We start from the raw sequence: 16,571 nt of genomic DNA on the forward strand, positions 1-16,571 counted from the left end.
TGTGATATTATTCGATACCTTACAATGAACATAATCCTTACATTGAAAATATTATTGGAGCGAAGGATGGGTGATTTCGGGGTTAATAACAGCTCACATTGGGGGGCAAACGTATGAAAGTCACGCTGCCTGATTTTCGTCGCGCCGGAGTCTTAGTCGTGGGCGATGTCATGTTAGACCGTTACTGGTACGGACCTACCAGCCGCATTTCACCGGAAGCGCCGGTTCCTGTTGTCAAAGTTGATACCATCGAAGAACGCCCAGGCGGTGCCGCGAACGTGGCGATGAACATTGCTTCCTTGGGCGCAATATCCCGCTTGGTGGGTTTAACCGGCATCGACGATGCGGCGCGTGCCTTGACCAACAAACTGAATGAAGTTCAGGTGCGCTGTGATTTTGTCTCGGTTCCCACCCATCCGACTATCACCAAACTGCGTGTTCTTTCCCGTAATCAACAACTGATTCGTTTGGATTTTGAAGAAGGTTTTGGTGGCGTTGACCCCCAGCCGATTTTCGAGCGCATCCAACAAGCGCTTCCACAAATTGGTGCGCTGGTCCTGTCCGATTACGCTAAAGGGGCATTGAGCAGCGTACAACCGATGATTCAACTGGCGCGTAAAGCGAAAGTACCGGTGCTGATTGATCCTAAAGGTAGCGATTTTGAACGTTATCGCGGTGCGACACTGTTGACACCTAACCTGTCTGAATTTGAAGCCGTCGTCGGTCACTGCAAAGACGAAGAAGAATTGGTCACTCGCGGCATGAAGTTGGTGGCTGATTTTGATCTTTCTGCCTTGCTGGTGACGCGTTCCGAACAAGGGATGACCTTGCTGCAACTGGGCAAGCCACCACTACATTTACCTACCCAGGCTCAGGAAGTGTTTGATGTGACGGGTGCCGGTGACACTGTGATTGGTGTGCTGGCAGCGGCTTTGGCGGCGGGTAATACCCTCGAAGAGTCGTGCTTCCTCGCGAATGCGGCGGCAGGTGTGGTGGTTGGGAAGCTGGGTACGTCAACGGTTTCTCCGATTGAGTTGGAAAATGCCATTCGTGGCCGAGCTGAAACCGGTTTCGGTGTAATGAATGAGCAGCAACTGAAAAAAGCCGTCGCACAAGCCCGCCAGCGCGGTGAAAAAGTGGTGATGACCAACGGTATTTTCGACATCCTCCATGCTGGCCATGTTTCGTATTTGGCTAATGCACGTAAATTAGGCGATCGCCTGATCGTTGCCGTGAACAGTGATGCTTCGACCAAACGATTGAAAGGCGAAAAACGCCCAGTGAATCCGTTAGAGCAGCGCATGATCGTGTTAGGTGCGTTAGAAGCTGTCGACTGGGTTGTGCCGTTTGAAGAAGATACCCCTCAGCGATTAATCGCCGATATCTTGCCAGATTTGCTGGTCAAAGGTGGCGATTACAAACCCGATGAAATTGCAGGCAGTGCCGAAGTTTGGGCCGCCGGTGGTGACGTGAAGGTGTTGAACTTTGAGGATGGTGTTTCTACGACGAATATTATTCAGTCGATCAAGAATGGTCGCGGCTAAATACCCGTCGTCCTTGGCGCTGCAGCGTTGTTAGCGGCACTCACGCGCCCGAATCACTTACTGATGTAAGCTCATCGGGACTTGTTCGTTTGCTGCCTAGCTGCAACACCAATGACTTAGGGTATTACTACTTTTTTGTCCTTGGCGCTGCAGCGTTGTTAGCGGCGCTTACGCGCCCGAGTCAGTGACTTGAGTCAGCTCATCGGGACTTGTTCGTTTGCTGCCTAGCTGCAACACCAATGACTTAGGGTATTGCATACTTTACTGCCCTTGGCGCTGCAGCGTTGTTAGCGGCACTTACGCGCCCGAGTCACTGACTTGAGTCAGCTCATCGGGACTTGTTCGTTTGCTGCTTAGCTGCAACACCAATGACTTAGGGTATTACTACTTTTTTGTCCTTGGCGCTGCAGCGTTGTTAGCGGCACTTATGCGCCCGAATCACTTACCAGTGTAAGCTCATCGGGTACGCCTACTGGCAACGCCAATGGATCTGGGTAGAGAATAAAATGAGTGGACTCAAACAGGAGTTAAGCCTCGCACAGGGAGTCGGGTTGTTGTCCACCTCGCTGCTGGGAACAGGTGTCTTTGCCGTCCCTGCACTGGCAGCAATGCTCGCGGGCGATGACAGCCTATGGGCATGGCCGGTACTGATTGTGCTGGTTTTCCCGATTGCTATTGCCTTTGCTGCTTTGGGGCGTCACTTCCCCAGCGCGGGTGGTGCCGCTCACTTCGTGACTATGGCTTTTGGGCCGAAATTAGGCAAAGTCACTGGCTGGTTATTCTTGTCCGTCATCCCTGTAGGCCTCCCCGCTGCTTTACAGATTGCCGCAGGTTTTTGGCAAGCAACCTTTGGTTGGCGTGATAGCGAACTGCTGATGGTGCAACTGGTGACCTTATTGGTCATTTGGTTGCTCGGCACGCGCAGTGCAGGCTCAAGTGCCAATGTACAAACCTTGATTGCACTACTGGTCATCGCCTTCGTGGTGGCTATTTGGTGGCAAGGAGAGATTCATCCATCCCAAATCCCTTGGCCATCACCGCAAGATATATCCCCGCCGAATATGTTCAATGCACTTGCCGTGATGTTCTGGTGCTTCGTCGGGCTAGAAGCATTCGCGCATCTGGCGACAGAATTCCGTCATCCTGAACGTGATTTCCCTCGAGCGCTAATCGTAGGGCTATTGGTCGCGGGTGCGGTTTATTGGGGATGCACTGTGGCTGTGCTGCATTTTCATGCCTACGGTGAAGAACAAGCTGCTGCGGCTTCATTACCCGGCATTGTGGTACAACTGTTTGGGGAACATGCGCTGTGGATTGCCTGCATTATTGGCTATTTAGCCTGCTTTGCTAGCGTCAATATTTATACTCAAAGCTTTGCCCGCATGGTGTGGTCGCAAGCTCAGGTTCGTCCACAAAGTAAGCTGGCGCAGCTTTCTGCCGGTCAAACTCCCGTCTATGCATTAACGGCCGTTGTGGGTAGTTGCTTAGTGTTCGCCTTACTGATTTATTGGTTGGCGCTACCTTTGGATTTACTGATTGTTTATGCCAACGGTATTTTCGTGTTGATTTACTTGTTGTGCATGCTGGCAGGTATTCGTTTATTGAGCGGGCGCTCGCGCGTGATGTCGATGATTGGCAGTATTCTATGTTGTGTATTGCTGGTGATGATTGGTTGGAAAAGTTTATACGCGTTACTAATGTTTGTTCTGCTATGGATTGGGATATCTCGAATGCCGAAAGCGGTACTGCCATCGTAGACTTATTGTCAGTGTAATGCCCCTAAGTACCTCCTTCTTAAGTTCAAGAGCACAATAAAATCAGGGTGCTACATGAGCACCCTGAAGAGTAATAACGTCTCCGCTTAATGATTTTTCACATCACTCGGCAGCTTTGTTCTCTCTGTTGTTATCATCGGTTGGACTTTCAATCGCAGTAGGCGCGCTATTGAATTTAGCCTCCAATTGACCCAGACGTTGCTCGAGTAAGGCCAGTTTTTCTCTGGTGCGCAGCAACACTTGAGTTTGCACGTCGAACTCTTCACGGTTGACCAAATCCAGTCGGGTTAACTGCGCTTGTAGCACCAGCCGGATTTTCTTTTCGACGTCGTCCCCGAATTCGCGAATACCTTTCGGCATAGACTCATGCACCTGGCGGGCGATTTGTTCAATTTTTTTCGGGTCAATCATGATATTTCCCTAATTAGAGGTGTAGTGACTCCCTCTAGTGTAATGCCAGATTAAGATTGTATAAACCTCCACACATCTACATTTTGGTAATTGCTCCGAAGAATCAATAGCGCTATAGTCATACACTTATTCTCAGGGCGGGGTGTAAGTCCCCACCGGCGGTAAATTGTGTTGCGGCGTATCAACGTCGTGGTGCAAAAGCCCGCGAGCGCTCACCTTGCTTCTCTTATCAAAGAAAGTCGGGTAGAGGTCAGCAGATCCGGTGTAATTCCGGGGCCGACGGTTATAGTCCGGATGGGAGAGATTAACGGTATCTGCTGGTTTTATGCACGTTTTAGATTTCAAGAAACAATTAACACAGTCGCTTGAAAACTGTCGGGTATAGATCACCTGCCTTATTTCAGCTATTTCTCTATCTATAAGATTTTATAGATAAAAGAATGGCCTGTTACTCCTCAAGACCGCCCTGATTCTGGTAATCCATAATATTAATGAGGTTTTTTTTACCATGAATCAGACTCTTCTTTCAGATTTTGGCACGCCTTTCGAGCGTGTAGAACGTGCTATCGACGCTTTGCGTAATGGTCGTGGCGTAATGGTATTGGATGATGAAAGCCGTGAAAACGAAGGTGATATCGTTTTTGCTGCTGAAGCGATGACAGTTGAACAAATGGCGCTAACCATTCGTCACGGTAGCGGCATCGTGTGTCTGTGTATCACGGATGAACACCGTCAGAAGCTTGAATTACCGATGATGGTCACCAACAATACTAGCCAGTTCCAAACCGGTTTTACCGTGACAATTGAAGCGGCAGAAGGCGTTACTACGGGCGTTTCTGCGGCAGATCGTTTAACTACGATCCGTGCAGCCATTGCCGATAATGCAAAACCAAGCGATCTTAACCGCCCAGGCCATGTATTCCCACTGCGCGGCCAGTCAGGCGGCGTTTTATCCCGCCGTGGCCACACCGAAGCGTCAATTGATTTGGCTATCTTGGCAGGTTACAAACCAGCGGGTGTGCTGTGTGAGCTGACCAATGATGATGGCAGCATGGCTCATGCGCCAGAAGTGATCGAGTTCGCCAAGTTGCATAATATGCCTGTTGTCACGATTGATGATCTGGTGGCGTATCGCCAATCTCGCTAGAAGATAGCCAAAATAATTTAGTTTGGTTGCTATTGCATATTGGCTGCTAAAGTTGAGCATTAAACACCGGGTTACCTCTCGTTTTCTGAAAAGACAGTGACCCGGTGATGTTCTACTTTAATCCCCGTAATCTCCCACTATAACAGTGTCTTAATCGGTCTTTTACCCCAGCTAATTTCCCATTCAAAATTATTGAACATCATCATCATGGTTATCCGGCTGTGAAATAGAATAAAAGCGCGTAATGTGTTGCTCATGGTTTAAGCACACTTTTCTATTTAATCGTAAGGATTCTCTATGAACACTCCACGTATGCCTGCACTGTTTCTCGGCCACGGTAGCCCGATGAACGTGCTGGAAGAAAACAGTCACACCCTGGCATGGCGTACGTTGGGTGAGACATTACCGCGTCCTAAGGCCATCCTAGCGATTTCCGCCCACTGGTATACCCGTGGAACTGCGGTAACCGCCATGGCGAAACCTCGGACCATCCATGATTTTGGTGGCTTCCCGCAAGCGCTGTTTGATACCGAGTATCCAGCGCCGGGCTCGCCCGAGCTAGCTGCGCAAGTCCAACAACTGCTAGCGCCAATCCCTGTACGGGCGGATACCAGCGAATGGGGTTTGGACCATGGTAGCTGGGGAGTCTTGATCAAGATGTATCCTGAGGCGGATATTCCCGTCGTGCAACTGAGTATCGATGGCACTCAACCGGCAGAGTATCACTATGAGTTAGGCCGTAAATTGGCAGTATTGCGCGATCAAGGTGTGATGATTGTTGCCAGCGGCAACGTGGTACACAACTTGCGGATGGTGAGATGGCAGGGAGAAAGTGATCCCTATCCTTGGGCTGAATCTTTCAATCAGTTCGTACGGGATAATTTGAGCTATCAGGGCGATAATCACCCATTAGTTAACTTTATGCAGCATGAAGGCGCGGCCTTATCTAACCCAACACCTGAACACTATTTACCCCTGCTTTACGTGCTGGGGAGCTGGGATGGCAAAGAGGCGATTTCAATTCCTACCGATGGGATTGAAATGGGGTCGCTGAGTATGTTGTCGGTCGTGGTGAACTAACTGAAGCACCAGTAGCAGCGTTTAGAAGTTAGGAATTAGAAATAAAAAGGGAAGGCCATATGACCTTCCCTTATCAATGCAGCAACTTATCCCAGAATGATATGGGGATAAAAACGCGACAGATCTTGGGTGATCAATTCGCGATCTTCACGCAAACCAATACCGCATGGTTGGTCATTCACCAGCCAGCTACCAATCAACGTATAGCTGTCACCGAATTTAGGCAACGGATGGAATTGCTGCACAATCATGCCTTCCTCGCCATACGGCCCATCAACCCGTGCCACTTCTTTACCGTTCTCCACTATCTGGATATTGGCACCTTCCCGCGAGAATAACGGTTTGGTGACATAATGATCCATTGCAGGATGATCGTCTTCAGCAAAATAGGCCGGTAACAGATTAGGGTGATTTGGGAACATCTCCCAGAGCAGAGGGAGCAAGGCTTTGTTGGAGATAATACTTTTCCAAGCGGGTTCCAGCCAGCGCACGCCAGCATCTTCCAGTTTGGTAGAGAACATTTCGCGGAACATAAATTCCCACGGATAGAGCTTGAACAAATTACTGATGACTTGGTTATCAAGGTCAGTAAATTGTCCTTTTTCTCCAAGGCCGATCTCTTCCATAAACATGAATTCAGTCGGCAGGCCCGCTTCCAGTGCACAATCTTGCAGATATTGCACCGTACCGCGATCCTCTTCGCTGTCCTGACAACAAGCCAGATGCAGCAAGCTAAAACCGTGGTTTTCACGCAGATCAACAAAACGCTCAATCAGCTTCTCTTGCATGCTGTTGTATTGATCAGAATCTTGGCTCAAATTGCCTGCATTGATCTGATCTTCCAACCATAACCATTGGAAAAAGGCAGCTTCATACAGTGAGGTTGGCGTGTCTGCATTGTTCTCCAGCAATTTTGCTGGATTGACGCCATCATAGGCCAGATCAAGGCGAGAATAGAGTGACGGTTGCTGGGTTCGCCAAGAACTACGGACAAAATCCCAGCAGTGCTTTGGAATACGGAATTTAGCCATCAGTTGATCGCTATTGATGACTTTCTCAACCACTTGCAGGCACATTTGATGCAACTCTGCCGTGGTCTCTTCCAACTCTTCAATTTGCGCTAGCGTGAACTCGTAATAAGCATCTTCACACCAGTACGGCTCGCCATACATGGTGTGAAAACGGAAACCAAATTCAGTGGCTTTTTCGCGCCAATCTGGGCGTTCGCTAATCGCTAAACGTTTCATTAATCAGACCTTAGCCACCCATGCTGCGAGTGCTGGTTTTAGATGACGTCGCGGCGCTACGTTGCATGGTGGACTGTTTAGCGACTGATTCGCCAAAACCGCCACGAGTGATGGTATTGGTCACGGCTGGCTTCGGTGCCATCGCGGTACGCGGCACAGTCATGGTGCGGCCTGTGGTCGCTGAACCAAAGTTTTTACCAGTGGCATCAACAAACTTGCCATTCGCCGGGCTATTCGGTGCTTTAGAGGTGAACAGTGGCTGACTTGCGCCGCCGCCCATCATCCGACCCATCATATAACCGGCCATCAGTGGCATCCACATACCGCCACTCTGCTGTGGTGCAGCCGCAGCTGTTTCGCTGGTCGATGATGAGGTTGGCACCATACCCGCTTGCGCAGGGGCCTGAGTACACTGAGACTCGCCAAATTCTGCAATGCAGTCTTCACGGGTCGCATATTTTGGCGCTGTCTTAGCCGCTTCCTGCAAAGCAGTATTATAAGCAGTCGTACATTCCGCACTCTTAGACGGGTTCGCTTGAGAGCAATCATCGGCATTTTGGTACAAAGAGACGGTTTCATCGGTCTTTTCGCAGCCGGCCAGCATAAATACAGCGCTGACAGCCAAAGCTACCGGCGCAAGGCGATAGCTGCGCCAATATTTACGGAAAGTCTCTTGATTGATGTTTTGAGTCCGTTTCATCATTAGTAATCTCATTTCCGGGCATTCGAAGCCCTTTCCCAGTAAGTGTCCATAGGATAGGGGAAACGTGTATAAAATTAAAGCGCGAGGGCCGGTCAGCAACAGACTTTACAAAGCTATACGAAATGGTGCGAGTAGCCTCGCTTTTTTCATTGACGAAAAATGCTTGGTGCGGGTGAAAAGAGGGACTGAAAATAAGCCGGATGCAGCCTAATGCTGCACCCGGAGAGCCTAACTAAACGACGAATTAGTTACGGAATGGATTGCCGTTACGTGTTGCTGCCGGTGTGGCGGTTGTTGTCTGGCTGGCAGTGGTAGCGCGCGGTGCAGATTGCGTGTTACTACCCTCAGCGTAGGCATTTTGATTCGCATTATCGGGAGCCAAAGCGGTGGCTGAAGTTGGGACTGGTTTATCCAGCACCCCATTCAGTTCCGTCAGGTCATTCATATTCAGCGTACCGAGTGCAGACTTGATAGTTAGCTGATTAATCAGATAATTATAACGCGCATCAGCCAATTGTTGCTTGGACTGATACAAGTTAGTGGTGGCGGTTAACACGTCCAGAATTGTACGTGTCCCGACTTGGTAGCCTGCTTCCATGGCATCCAATGAGCTTTGGTTAGAAATAACCACTTGCTCATAAGCTTTAATGCTGCTGATGGAGGCCGAAATATTGTTGAAGGAGGAACGAACAGTCTGCACGACACTGCGATGAGCGCTTTCCAACTGTTCACTAGCACCGACAAAATTATATTGCGCTTGTTTCACAGCAGAATTAGTCGCCCCGCCGCTGTAAAGTGGCAAGCTCAATTGCACGCCAATTTGGTTCTGGCCAGCATCATTATTGACTTGTTGAGTGCTCGGTGTGCCACCACTGTAACGGGTATTAGTTACCGAGGAGGATGCTGTCAAATTAACGGTTGGCATGTAGCCTGTTTCAGCCGATTTAATTTGCTCACGAGCTAAATCTTGCGTTAAACGAGCAGAAAGCAACGAAAGGTTACGTTTCTCTGCATCTTTCAATAGGTTAGCAACGGCTTCTGGGCGCTGTGTCTTCAAGCGGCTAACATTCAGTGAAGCCAACTCAGGGTAATAAACGCCAGTAATCTGACGCAGATTTTCTAGCGCGTTATCCAGATTATTGCGCGCCGTGACTTCATCCGCTAAAACGGTATCGTAGCTAGCACGGGCGTTCTGGACATCAGTGATTGCCACCAAACCTACGTTAAAACGCTGAGTGGTTTGATCTAACTGGCGATAAACCGATTGTTTCTGTGCTTCGGTATAAGACAGGCTATCAATCGCTCTGAGCACGTTGAAATAGGCTGTTGCCGTATTCAGAATCAAGGATTGTTCGCTTGTTTGGAACGTGACATCCTGAATACCTGCTGTTTTTTCCTGTAACGTCAACGCGCGCCATTTGGACATATCAAAAATGGTCTGTGTCAGTTGCAGGGAGCCTGAGGTGGCGTTGCTATCGGGATTGTCAGAGGCATCGCGGAAACCATTAGTATGGCTATAACCCGCGCCCAAACCGAGTTGTGGTAATAATGGACTGCGTGCTTCATTAATTTTTTCATATGCAGCATCGCGGTCAGCCGCCGATTTGCGTAAATCTGGGTTACTATCCCTGGCTTGCTTATAAACTTGCAGCAAGTTTTCTGCCTGGCTCATGGTACTGAAACCAGCCAGACTCAGCCCGATAAGAAGGGGGAGCAGTTTCTTCATTTGCAGTCCTTGTTGTGCAGCAGTTGTGCGGCAATATTACTATGGTAGCTGTCGATAGACGAATTGTTGCCGATTCTATCAGAGTCTGCCAATGGGATAAGGTGGCCGATTGTGCCATCTCGCCTTAATTTACTTAAATCTATCACAAAGCTACATATGTGTTCAGTCAACTAATCGGTATCAGAGTATGTTTGTCAAACAATCTTTATCAAACTGTCTTTTTAGACCGCTAATCTGAGTAAGGAAATCAGTCTATGTCATCTGCCAACCCTTCACCGGTGACTTTCGACAAGCACGACGTGGAAATTATTGCACGTGAAACTCTGTACAGTGGTTTTTTTTCACTTAATTTATACCGTTTTCGCCACCGCTTATTTAATGGCGAAATGAGTGGCGAAGTTAAGCGCGAAATTTTTGAGCGCGGCCATGCTGCAGTGTTACTCCCTTATGATCCTGTGCGTGATGAAGTGGTATTGGTCGAGCAATTACGGATTGCTGCCATTGACACCAGCCCATCGCCTTGGTTATTAGAAATGGTTGCAGGGATGATTGAAGACGGTGAAACAGTAGAGGAAGTCGCCCGCCGCGAAGCAGAAGAAGAAGCGGGTATTCACATTGGGCGTTGTAAGCCCGTGCTCAGTTACTTGGCCAGCCCTGGCGGTACCAGCGAACGTTTATCGATCATGGTCGGTGAGGTTGATGCGACGACGGCCAGTGGGATTCATGGGCTAGCCGATGAAAATGAAGATATCCGAGTACATGTAGTGAGCCGCGAACAGGCTTGTCGTTGGGTTGAGGAAGGTGCTATTGATAACGCAGCCTCAATCATTGCATTACAATGGCTGGCGTTGCACCACCACTCGCTAAGAGCAGAATGGCAGTCGTAAAGAGAAAGTGAGCATAATAATGATAAAACGCTATACACCTGATTTCCCAGAAATGATGCGGCTATGCGAAACCAATTTCGCACAATTACGTCGTTTGATACCGCGGAATGATGAAGTGGGTGAAAATATCGCTTATCAGGTTAATGGCGTCAGTTATCGGCTGACAATTATTGAGTCAACCCGCTACACTTCGGTGGTAGAGATTGTGCAAACTGAGCCTGCGGTTAATCAGTGGAGCCTGCCATCGATGGTCGTGAGGCTTTATCATGATGCACAGGTCGCGGAAGTGTGTGCCAGTCAGCAGATCTCTCGCTTCAAAGCAAGTTATGATTATCCGAATAAAAAGTTGCATCAACGGGACGAAAAGCATCAAATTAACCAGTTTCTAGCTGACTGGTTGCGCTATTGTTTGGCGCATGGAGCTGTGGCAGTTCCGGTTTGTTAGACAGACTTATCGCCTTGCCTACCGAACATATATATCCGTGAGAACGGGGTAGAAAAGGGTGCAAAAACAAGGACACCATTTGGAAAGCCTGTTTAAACTGCCTATGGCGAGTGGGGCCAAGGTCAGAATTTTACAAATAACAGATACCCACCTCTTTGCGGGTGAGCATGAGACATTACTGGGTGTAAATACATCTCGCAGTTATCGCGCGGTATTGGATGCGATTATTGCGGAGCAGCATCCATTTGATCTTATTGTCGCCACGGGTGATTTGGCTCAGGACCATTCTGTTGCCGCCTATCAGAATTTTGCGAAGGGTATTGCGCGTTTACCTGCACCTTGCTTATGGCTACCGGGGAATCACGATTTCCAGCCCGCGATGGTGGATGCACTGGCAGATGCGGGAATTGCACCTTCAAAGCAAGTTCTAGTCGGTGATAACTGGCAAATTTTGTTATTGGATAGTCAGGTCTTTGGCGTTCCTTATGGTGAACTTAGCGACTATCAGTTGGAATGGATGGAACGTTGTCTGGTGGCACACCCAGAACGTTATACGCTGATTTTATTGCATCACCATCCTATGCCATCAGGATGTACTTGGCTTGATCAGCACAGCTTGCGTAATGCGCATATGCTGGCGGCGGTTTTGACTCGTTATCCGCGAGTGACCACTTTATTGTGCGGTCATATCCATCAAGATTTGGATCTCGATTGGTACGGCAAACGCCTACTGGCTAGTCCCTCAACTTGCGTACAGTTCAAACCTCACTGTACTAATTTCACTATTGATACTGTGGCCCCGGGATGGCGCTACCTCGATTTACTGCCTAATGGAATACTTGAAACTGAGGTTCGTCGGTTAGCCAGTGATGAGTTCAGCCCGGACATGGACGCGGACGGTTATTGATGAGCACCCTTTTATATATCCATGGTTTTAATAGCTCCCCCAGCTCGGCGAAAGCAACGACCTTCAAAAGTTGGTTGCAGATACACCATCCTCATATTGAGATGCTGACGCCGCAGCTACCGCCTTATCCTGCGGAAGCGGCTGAAATGCTAGAAAACATCGTGATGGATAAAGCTGGGCAGTCAATTGGTATCGTTGGTTCTTCCTTAGGTGGGTATTTTGCGACTTGGCTTTCTCAGCGTTTCAGTATCCCTGCTGTACTCGTCAACCCAGCCGTGCGGCCATTTGAACTACTCAATGATTACTTGGGCGAAAATGAGAACCCCTACACAGGGCAACAATATGTGTTAGAGTCTCGGCATATTTATGACCTGAAGGCCATGCAGATTGAAACGTTGGAATCACCGGATTTACTCTGGTTATTGCAACAGACAGGGGACGAAATCCTCGATTACCGTCAAGCGGTGGCCTATTACACCCCTTGTCGGCAGACCGTCGAATCCGGTGGGAATCATGCCTTTATTGGTTTTGATCACTTTTTCTCCCCGATCGTAACGTTTTTAGGGCTAGCGACCGCCTAAAGCCTTCCAACCCTTAGCCGAATATTAATCAAACCATGACTGAATCCAGCTATAACGCTGATGCCATTGAAGTACTCAGCGGTTTAGAACCAGTGCGTCGTCGTCCGGGAATGTACACGGACACCACGCGGCCAAACCACCTTGGTCAAGAGGTGATTGATAACAGCGTTGATGAAGCGTTAGCAGGCCACGCTCGTCGCATTGATGTTATTTTGCATGCCGACCAATCATTGGAAGTTATCGATGATGGCCGTGGTATGCCTGTCGATATCCATCCTGAAGAGGGTGTTCCTGCGGTTGAACTGATCTTATGTCGTTTACATGCGGGCGGTAAATTCTCTAATAAGAACTATCAGTTCTCGGGTGGTTTGCATGGTGTAGGTATTTCCGTTGTGAATGCCTTATCCAAACGTGTTGAAGTGACGGTGCGCCGCGATAGCCAGATCTACAGCATTGCCTTTGAGAATGGCGACAAAGTGCAGGATTTACAGGTTATCGGCACCTGTGGTAAACGCAATACCGGTACGAGCGTTCATTTTTGGCCTGATGTCTCTTTCTTCGATAGCCCACGTTTCTCCGTTTCTCGTTTATCTCATTTGCTAAAAGCAAAAGCCGTGTTGTGCCCTGGTGTGGAAATCATCTTTAAAGATTTGGTGAATAACACAGAGCAACGCTGGTGCTATGCCGATGGGTTGACTGATTACCTGATGGAAGCGGTAAATGGCCTGATCACCTTACCAGAAGTACCTTTTGTCGGCTCTTTTGCCGGGGACACGGAAGCCATTGATTGGGCGCTATTATGGTTACCTGAAGGCGGCGAACTGCTGACTGAAAGCTACGTTAACCTGATCCCCACGATGCAGGGTGGTACGCACGTTAATGGTTTGCGTCAGGGCTTACTTGATGCCATGCGTGATTTCTGCGAATACCGCAATATTCTGCCACGTGGCGTCAAACTCTCAGCGGATGATATCTGGGAACGCTGTGCCTATGTGTTGTCGGTCAAAATGCAGGACCCACAATTTGCGGGTCAGACGAAAGAGCGACTCTCCTCACGTCAATGCGCCGCATTTGTGTCCGGCGTCGTAAAAGATGCATTTAGTTTGTGGCTGAATCAAAACGTACAGGCAGCAGAACAGCTAGCTGAACTGGCGATTTCCAGTGCACAACGCCGGATGCGCGCAGCGAAAAAAGTGGTGCGTAAAAAACTGACCAGTGGCCCAGCCTTGCCCGGCAAACTCGCAGACTGTACTTCGCAAGATTTGAGCATGACTGAGCTGTTTTTGGTGGAAGGGGATTCCGCAGGCGGCTCAGCCAAACAAGCTCGTGATAGAGAGTATCAGGCGATCATGCCGCTCAAAGGTAAGATCCTCAATACGTGGGAAGTCTCATCAGATGAAGTACTGGCTTCGCAGGAAGTCCATGATATTTCAGTGGCGATCGGTATTGATCCCGACAGTGATGATCTGAGCCAACTCCGTTACGGGAAGATTTGTATCCTGGCGGATGCGGACTCCGATGGTTTGCATATCGCCACCTTGCTGTGTGCGTTGTTTGTCCGCCATTTCCGCACGTTAGTACGCAATGGCCACGTTTATGTGGCGATGCCGCCGTTGTACCGTATCGATTTAGGCAAAGAAGTATTCTATGCCTTGGATGAAGAAGAAAAAGCGGGTGTGTTGGATCAACTGAAACGTAAACGCGGTAAGCCTAACGTTCAGCGATTCAAAGGGTTGGGTGAGATGAATCCATTGCAGTTACGGGAAACCACTCTCGACCCGAATACTCGCCGCTTGGTGCAATTGACCATTGGTGACGATGATATTGATAAGACCATGGCAATGATGGATATGCTGTTGGCGAAGAAGCGCTCCGAAGATCGCCGCAATTGGCTGCAAGAGAAAGGGGATACCGCTGAAATCGAGGTGTGATCGATGAAAGTGACGTTAGAAGAGTTACAGGCTTTCACCTCGGTGATCGACTGTGGCTCGATTACGGCAGCTGCAGAGCAGCGTAATCAGACGACATCGGGTATCAGCCGTGCTTTAAGCCGGCTGGAGAAAAAACTGGCCACTACGCTGCTGCGTCGCACTACTCGGCGCTTGGAGTTGACCGAAGAAGGTGAGTTATTCCTCAGCCATGCGCGGCAGATTATTGCTGCGGTAGATGATGCTGAAGAGCAAATTGCGCTGCGTCGATTACAGCCAGCGGGACGGCTGCGGGTGAATGCAGCCGCTCCGTTTATGCAACACGTGATTGTGCCGATGGTCACTGGATTTCGTGCGTTATACCCGCAAATCCTTCTCGAATTAAATACCGATGATCTTAATATCGATCTCCTTGAACAACGCACCGATATTGCGATCCGTATCGGCGCGTTGCGTGACTCGACGATCCATGCTCGCTTGCTCGGAGCCAGTCGAGTACGTATCCTCGCCAGCCCTGATTATCTCGAACGCCACGGTACACCACACAATATCGACGACTTAGCAAACCATAGCTTGTTGGGGTTCACGCAACCTGAATCTCTCAATCAGTGGTCATTGCCCCATTTGCCGACAGGACGAACCTCAATCATCCCCAATCTAGCTGCCTCCAGTGGTGAAACTCTGCGTTTACTAGCTTTGCAAGGGGAAGGGATCGTTGAGTTATCTGATTTTATGACCCGAGAGGATCAGCGAGCAGGGCGTTTAGTTGAAGTCATGCCCGACAAAATTTTGGAAACTTGGCAACCCATCAACGCTGTTTATTATCGTAATACGCAGCTTGCGGCGCGGATTATGTGTTTTCTGGATTATGTGAGTGAGCAGATTCGGTTGCGGGGGCGTGATTGGCTCAAAGATCCCCTTCGCCCTTGACGCAGCAGCGTTGTTAGCGGCACTCGCGCACCCGAATCACTGACTTGAGTCAGCTCATCGGGATTTACTCGTTTGCTGCCTAGCTGCAACGCCAATGGCTTTGGGGATACCCCTTCGCCCTTGACGCCGCAGCGTTGTTAGCGGCACTCGCGCACCCGAATCACTGACTTGAGTCAGCTCATCGGGATTTACTCGCTTGCTGCCTAGCTGCAAGGCCAATGGCGTTGGGGTGAGGCGTTACGCATTATCCAGAATATGAATATTCACACCCAGCACATCATCTTTGGTGACTTCATGATGCTGCTGCATATGTTGCGTCTGTAAATGCAACTCCAAATGGTGGACGCTTTGCCACTTCTCTAACATGAAAATAGAATCCGGCGATTTCTTTTGCCAATCGAGCTGAGTCGATACATCCACCATCGGGCGGTAAGCGCCACAACCGTCTTCTGCTAACACTGAAGGGAGAAGCTTCCCAATGGCCTGCAATACGGCCTCACGACGCCCCGGTTTAACTTTTATTTCTGCAAAAACAGTAATCATTGCTGCCTCAAATGACCTAATGGTAAGAATTTAAGCGGTCTGACCGTTAAAATGCTCAGCCAAATGCTGATGATAACGACGAATATCCCCTTCAATATCAGGTTGTTTCATGACGTCATTACACATAAATGTTGGTAATGGCTCCATGCCAAGGAATTGGTTGGCTTTATGGAAATGCAGATACACGCCATCTACCCCGACGCCCTCAAAAAACTGTGTAGGATCGGTAAAGGCTTCAATTGGTGCATTCCAGGTTACTGAAAGCATGTACTTTTTACCTTGAATCAAACCACCAGAGCCGTAGCCTTTAGTCACATCGGAGCGGGTACGGCCATCACTTTGATACAAACGGCCATGACCAAAGGTAAAGACTTCATCAATGTATTTTTTCAAAATCCATGGCTCACCCATCCACCAAGCGGGCATCTGGTAAATGACAGTATCAGCCCACAGGTAATTTTCAATTTCACTTTCAATATCATAACCTTGGTCAACTGTAGTGACTTTAACCTGATGACCACTTTCCTGCAAAAAGTCGGCGGCTACATTAGTGAGAGTGAGATTAAGCGCGCCTTTGGAGTGCGCAAATTCTTTCATTGCGTTAATAATTAATACGTTACTCATTGGGATAATCCTTGTATAGCTAGGAACCGATAGCGCAGATAAATATATGGCTCGGAATAGTGAGTATGCTAATGGGTACATGACCAGAGAAAA

16 protein-coding genes and 1 riboswitch are annotated in these 16,571 nt (G+C 48.9%); of the genes, 10 read left to right on the forward strand and 6 right to left on the reverse strand.

Annotated elements, in window-relative coordinates; translation table 11 throughout:
* Window positions 1–113: 113 nt before the first annotated feature.
* Complete coding sequence (hldE, locus tag DA391_RS02770) at window positions 114–1,544, forward strand: bifunctional D-glycero-beta-D-manno-heptose-7-phosphate kinase/D-glycero-beta-D-manno-heptose 1-phosphate adenylyltransferase HldE (RefSeq protein WP_049610441.1); 1,431 nt, start codon at window positions 114–116, stop codon at window positions 1,542–1,544.
* Between the two features lie 506 nt (window positions 1,545–2,050).
* Window positions 2,051–3,301, forward strand: a complete 1,251-nt coding sequence (yjeH, locus tag DA391_RS02780; RefSeq protein ID WP_108087343.1) for an L-methionine/branched-chain amino acid transporter — start codon at window positions 2,051–2,053, stop codon at window positions 3,299–3,301.
* 120 nt (window positions 3,302–3,421) lie between these two features.
* Here the strand turns inward: yjeH and ubiK are convergent, their stop codons facing one another.
* Complete coding sequence (ubiK, locus tag DA391_RS02785) at window positions 3,422–3,730, reverse strand: ubiquinone biosynthesis accessory factor UbiK (RefSeq protein ID WP_057645817.1); 309 nt, start codon at window positions 3,728–3,730, stop codon at window positions 3,422–3,424.
* 124 nt (window positions 3,731–3,854) lie between these two features.
* Window positions 3,855–4,040, forward strand: a riboswitch (FMN riboswitch).
* A 198-nt stretch (window positions 4,041–4,238) separates the two neighbouring features.
* Between ubiK and ribB the strand changes: the two genes are divergently transcribed.
* Both ribB and ygiD read left to right on the forward strand, forming a co-directional pair.
* Window positions 4,239–4,877: a 3,4-dihydroxy-2-butanone-4-phosphate synthase gene (gene ribB, locus DA391_RS02790; RefSeq protein WP_019212517.1), complete on the forward strand. Its 639-nt coding sequence runs from the start codon at window positions 4,239–4,241 to the stop codon at window positions 4,875–4,877.
* 297 nt (window positions 4,878–5,174) lie between these two features.
* Window positions 5,175–5,957, forward strand: a complete 783-nt coding sequence (gene ygiD / locus DA391_RS02795; RefSeq protein WP_050083799.1) for a 4,5-DOPA dioxygenase extradiol — start codon at window positions 5,175–5,177, stop codon at window positions 5,955–5,957.
* A gap of 86 nt (window positions 5,958–6,043) precedes the next feature.
* Here the strand turns inward: ygiD and DA391_RS02800 are convergent, their stop codons facing one another.
* From DA391_RS02800 to tolC, 3 genes are all read right to left on the reverse strand, one after another.
* A complete protein-coding gene (locus DA391_RS02800) occupies window positions 6,044–7,204 on the reverse strand; it encodes a glutathionylspermidine synthase family protein (RefSeq protein WP_019212519.1) in 1,161 nt (386 codons plus the stop codon).
* 10 nt (window positions 7,205–7,214) lie between these two features.
* Window positions 7,215–7,904, reverse strand: coding sequence for a DUF1190 family protein (locus tag DA391_RS02805; protein WP_108088235.1), 690 nt, complete (start codon window positions 7,902–7,904; stop codon window positions 7,215–7,217).
* Window positions 7,905–8,151: 247 nt separating this feature from the next.
* Window positions 8,152–9,633 (reverse strand): outer membrane channel protein TolC, encoded by a 1,482-nt coding sequence (gene tolC, locus DA391_RS02810; RefSeq protein WP_050083798.1) that lies wholly within the window; start codon window positions 9,631–9,633, stop codon window positions 8,152–8,154.
* Between the two features lie 254 nt (window positions 9,634–9,887).
* Between tolC and nudF the strand changes: the two genes are divergently transcribed.
* From nudF to DA391_RS02840, 6 genes are all read left to right on the forward strand, one after another.
* Window positions 9,888–10,520 (forward strand): ADP-ribose diphosphatase, encoded by a 633-nt coding sequence (nudF, locus tag DA391_RS02815; protein ID WP_050083797.1) that lies wholly within the window; start codon window positions 9,888–9,890, stop codon window positions 10,518–10,520.
* A gap of 19 nt (window positions 10,521–10,539) precedes the next feature.
* Window positions 10,540–10,965: a DUF1249 family protein gene (locus DA391_RS02820; protein ID WP_050083796.1), complete on the forward strand. Its 426-nt coding sequence runs from the start codon at window positions 10,540–10,542 to the stop codon at window positions 10,963–10,965.
* Window positions 10,966–11,044: 79 nt separating this feature from the next.
* Window positions 11,045–11,872: a 3',5'-cyclic-AMP phosphodiesterase gene (cpdA, locus tag DA391_RS02825; RefSeq protein ID WP_050083795.1), complete on the forward strand. Its 828-nt coding sequence runs from the start codon at window positions 11,045–11,047 to the stop codon at window positions 11,870–11,872.
* Window positions 11,872–12,453: an esterase YqiA gene (gene yqiA, locus DA391_RS02830; RefSeq protein WP_019212525.1), complete on the forward strand. Its 582-nt coding sequence runs from the start codon at window positions 11,872–11,874 to the stop codon at window positions 12,451–12,453. Before cpdA ends, yqiA begins: the two co-directional genes overlap by 1 nt.
* 35 nt (window positions 12,454–12,488) lie before the next feature.
* Window positions 12,489–14,384: a DNA topoisomerase IV subunit B gene (gene parE, locus DA391_RS02835; protein ID WP_049610461.1), complete on the forward strand. Its 1,896-nt coding sequence runs from the start codon at window positions 12,489–12,491 to the stop codon at window positions 14,382–14,384.
* 3 nt (window positions 14,385–14,387) lie between these two features.
* Window positions 14,388–15,311, forward strand: coding sequence for a LysR substrate-binding domain-containing protein (locus DA391_RS02840; protein WP_050874425.1), 924 nt, complete (start codon window positions 14,388–14,390; stop codon window positions 15,309–15,311).
* Window positions 15,312–15,548: 237 nt separating this feature from the next.
* Here the strand turns inward: DA391_RS02840 and DA391_RS02845 are convergent, their stop codons facing one another.
* On the reverse strand, window positions 15,549–15,854 hold the full coding sequence (locus DA391_RS02845) for a putative quinol monooxygenase (RefSeq protein ID WP_050083793.1): 306 nt from the start codon (window positions 15,852–15,854) through the stop codon (window positions 15,549–15,551).
* A gap of 30 nt (window positions 15,855–15,884) precedes the next feature.
* Window positions 15,885–16,478: an NAD(P)H-dependent oxidoreductase gene (locus DA391_RS02850; protein ID WP_049610469.1), complete on the reverse strand. Its 594-nt coding sequence runs from the start codon at window positions 16,476–16,478 to the stop codon at window positions 15,885–15,887.
* Window positions 16,479–16,571: the final 93 nt, after the last annotated feature.

It is taken from the genome of Yersinia massiliensis (genome assembly GCF_003048255.1).
Lineage (GTDB): Bacteria > Pseudomonadota > Gammaproteobacteria > Enterobacterales > Enterobacteriaceae > Yersinia > Yersinia massiliensis_A.